The organism is Synechococcus sp. R55.7, assembly GCF_047461955.1.
Classification (GTDB): Bacteria; Cyanobacteriota; Cyanobacteriia; order Thermostichales; family Thermostichaceae; genus Thermostichus.
This window is the reverse complement of sequence record NZ_JANSIC010000005.1, coordinates 252-3343: the sequence shown is the minus strand read 5'-3', so window position 1 is coordinate 3343 and position 3092 is coordinate 252. Positions and strand designations below refer to the sequence as shown.

Sequence of the window (3092 nt, the reverse complement as noted above, 5' to 3'; positions counted from 1 at the left end):
TCGGTTGTAGTGCTCGTTTCTTCTGGTCTTGACGGATTTTCACGTTTTGTATTGGCAGACGGCTCTCCGAACATCTCACCCTTTGTTACTCTCTCTTTCGGAGATCGTCTATGTCGATTTATGTTGGCAACCTTTCCTTTAAGGTGACAGAAGCGGATTTGACCGCTGTTTTTGCTGAGTACGGTTCTGTGAAGCGGGTGCAAATCCCCACTGACCGCGAGACAGGCCGCATTCGGGGCTTCGGGTTTGTGGAAATGAGCTCTGAAGCAGAGGAGCAAGCTGCCATTGCTGCGCTGGATGGGGCGGAATGGATGGGGCGCGACCTCAAGGTGAACAAAGCTCGCCCGCGAGAAGAACGCCCCACCTCAGGTTTCCGCTCTGGTAACGCGAACAGTGGCGGCGAGCGGCGGCGGAGTTTTCAATCTCGCTATTGAAACGCCTGCTGAGGCTCCCCGGTGCTGGGCAAGGGATTCTCAGTTGAGCTTGTTTTGAAGCGCAGCACCAGGATCCAGCCGTCTCTCTAGGTTGCTTCAATTTTTGTTCAAGTGGTAGCTCAGGAGGAGTTGAGAGGGGATCCCAATCAACTCCTTTTGAATCTCTCACCGCCGACCTCTCTCTCAGAGGGAGAGGGGAGCTAAGGCAAACCGTATTTGAAACTGGAATAGCTACTGGGCTGGCGGTTTGTCTGGCCAGGGATCCGTTAGATCGGCGGTCAAGGGATCCCAGTCCCATCCCCAATCGCGGGCAATGGCCTGAGTAATCCCCAGTTGCCCGTGGCCAGGGTAGCGGGCCAGGGCTACCACCAGATCAACAAGCTGCTCACCGGCAGGGATCCGGCCAAAGATGTGCAGCCCATCGCGAATCTGGGATTCTTTTAGCTCGCAAAGATAGCCATCCAGGCGATTCCAATCTTCTTCTTTTTCCAAGTTGAACTGCTGGTCTAGATGCTCGGCTCGAACCAGCTCCTGAATCTGGGCGCGAATCAGCGGGCAGCGGCCTGGATCCAACTGTTGGGCCTGCACGTACTCATCCATCAGCCGTTCCAAATCCGCCAGGGGGCCGTACAGCTCGGCGCGGGTAAGGGGCGGGGTGAGGTGGTCGATAATCACTGCCTGGGCTCGCCGCTTGGCCTGGGATCCCTCTCCCGGATCGTTGACAATGAAGGGGTAGAAGTGGGGCAGCGGCCCCAGGGCCATCTCCGGGTAGCAGGTGGCGGAAAGGGCGGATCCCTTGCCGGGCAGCCATTCCAGGTTGCCGTGCTTGCCCACATGCACCACCGCTTGAACGGCGAAGACCTGCCGCAACCACAGGTAAAAAGCCAGGTACTCATGGGGGGGCACCAGATCCGGGGCATGGTAGTTCAAGGACGGATCCCGGTCATAGCCTCGCGGGGGCTGAATGCCTACAAACACCTGCCCTAACTGCAGTCCCACCACGGGAATATCTCGAGAGGGCGGATCCCCCCACTGCCGGACGAGGTCGGTCTGGATGGGCTCAGGCAAGCGGGCAAACCACTCTCGATAAAGGGCAGCAGAAAGGCATTGCCGAGCCGGGCGCAGGGATCCCAAGGGGTCGTAGGTCTGGCCTTCGGTTAGCCAATGGATGAGTTCATCTCCAGTCTGGGGCAGGGGATCTACTGAGTAGCCAGCTCCCGCCAAAGCTTTGAGAATTTCCACACAACTGGCAGGGGTATCCAGACCCACCCCATTGGCCAGTCGCCCGTCCCGACTGGGGTAGTTGGCCAAAATCAGAGCCAGACGGCGCTGGTTGGCAGGGGTACGCCGCAATTTCACCCAGTTGGCCGCCAAATCGGCTACAAACTCCACCCGATCCGGCACAGCCGCATAGGCCACCACCTCCGTTTGCAACCGGGGATCCCGCTGTTGAACCGCCTTGAAGGAAACGGCGCGGCTGATGATGCGCCCATCCACCTCCGGCAAAGCCACATTCATGGCCAGATCCCGCGCTCCCAGTCCTCGCGTGGAGTCCTCCCAGCTCTGGCGGGATCCGCTGCTAAGGATTACCTGCAAAACAGGCACATCCAACTCCTGCCACAGCCTCACGTCGGGCTGGTGGCTGTCCAACCGCGCCAGAGAAAAGCTGGTGGTGTTGAGCAACAGGTCAATCTGGCTGCCAAAGTGATCCCGAATGGCCTGGGGCAAGTCGGGATCTTGAAGGCTGTAGGTGTAAAGGCACAGAGGCTGCAGCCCCCGCTCCACCAAGGCTTTTGCCAATTGATCCACCGGCTCTGTATTCCCCGCCAGAACATGGGCCCGGTAGAGTAAAATCCCCACCTTGGGAGCTTGGGGATCCGTCGGCGAGGCTACGGGAGGTTGGTAGATCCCAAGACGAGGCAACCCTTGTGGATCCGGCGCCGAATATTGGCCCCCTAGGAACTCCCCAGCCAGCAACAGCAGACAGGCAGCCACATTCTCCGCTCCCCCCTCCAGCCAGTACCGCCACACCCGATCCGCCACCGCCAGGGGCACAGTGGAATGGCTCACCAAATCCCAGTCGGGGCGATCGTCCCCAGGAATGACGATCAGGGTGGATCCCTCCTCGGCGGCCACCTGCTTGGCTACCTCCAGGCCATAGCTCCAGTAGGCCCTTCCCCCCAACAGGCGAAGGAGCACCACCTGCGCCCGCCGCAGCACCCTCTCGGCATAGTCATCCAGGCTTAGGGGCTGTTGCAACTGCAACAAATTGGCCGCCCGCACCGCCGGAAAATCGCCGGGCAACAGGCGCAGGGCTGCGCTCAAGGCCGTGAGATCCGTATCGGCTGCCGAGAGAACAACAATGGGAGCGGGATCCTGCTCCAAGAAAATGACGCCGGATTGGGAAGGATCCCATCCCCCTGGCAAAGCAGCTATTCGGTGCATGGCCGCTCTCCCAAGGGAAGGAAGCTCAGGCTTAGCGACTGTACTTGAAGCACAGAAGCACCCCAGCTCCCAGCGCTCAACTGGTCAGGAAGGGCTCCCGTAGTGGTTCCCGCTACCCAAGCATTGCCCTGTCCAAAGTGCTCCGCACCGCTGGCGCGAAAGTGCTCCGCACCGCTGGCGCGAAAGTGCTCCGCACCGCTGGCGCGAAAGTGC

Annotated in this window: 3 protein-coding genes; 1 reads left to right on the top strand and 2 read right to left on the bottom strand. The window is 60.1% G+C overall.

Going from position 1 to position 3092, the window contains the following annotated elements; genetic code table 11:
* The first annotated feature begins 110 nt into the window (after window positions 1-110).
* Window positions 111-434: an RNA recognition motif domain-containing protein gene (locus NW820_RS00665; RefSeq protein WP_011431969.1), complete on the top strand. Its 324-nt coding sequence runs from the start codon at window positions 111-113 to the stop codon at window positions 432-434.
* Between the two features lie 231 nt (window positions 435-665).
* On the opposite strand, the gene cobN is transcribed toward NW820_RS00665, so the two are convergent.
* Together cobN and NW820_RS00655 are read right to left on the bottom strand one after the other, a co-directional pair.
* Window positions 666-2879 (bottom strand): cobaltochelatase subunit CobN, encoded by a 2214-nt coding sequence (cobN, locus tag NW820_RS00660; RefSeq protein WP_414406402.1) that lies wholly within the window; start codon window positions 2877-2879, stop codon window positions 666-668.
* Window positions 2867-3092 (bottom strand): hypothetical protein (locus NW820_RS00655; RefSeq protein WP_414406401.1); only part of this gene is annotated, 226 nt, incomplete at its 5' end. The genes cobN and NW820_RS00655, both read right to left, overlap by 13 nt.

Excerpts from the sequence above, each read along its gene's own strand:
- NW820_RS00665 (WP_011431969.1), top strand. The coding sequence starts at position 111 with ATGTCGATTTATGTTGGCAACCTTTCCTTTAAGGTGACAGAAGCGGAT.
- cobN (WP_414406402.1), bottom strand. The coding sequence starts at position 2,879 with ATGCACCGAATAGCTGCTTTGCCAGGGGGATGGGATCCTTCCCAATCC.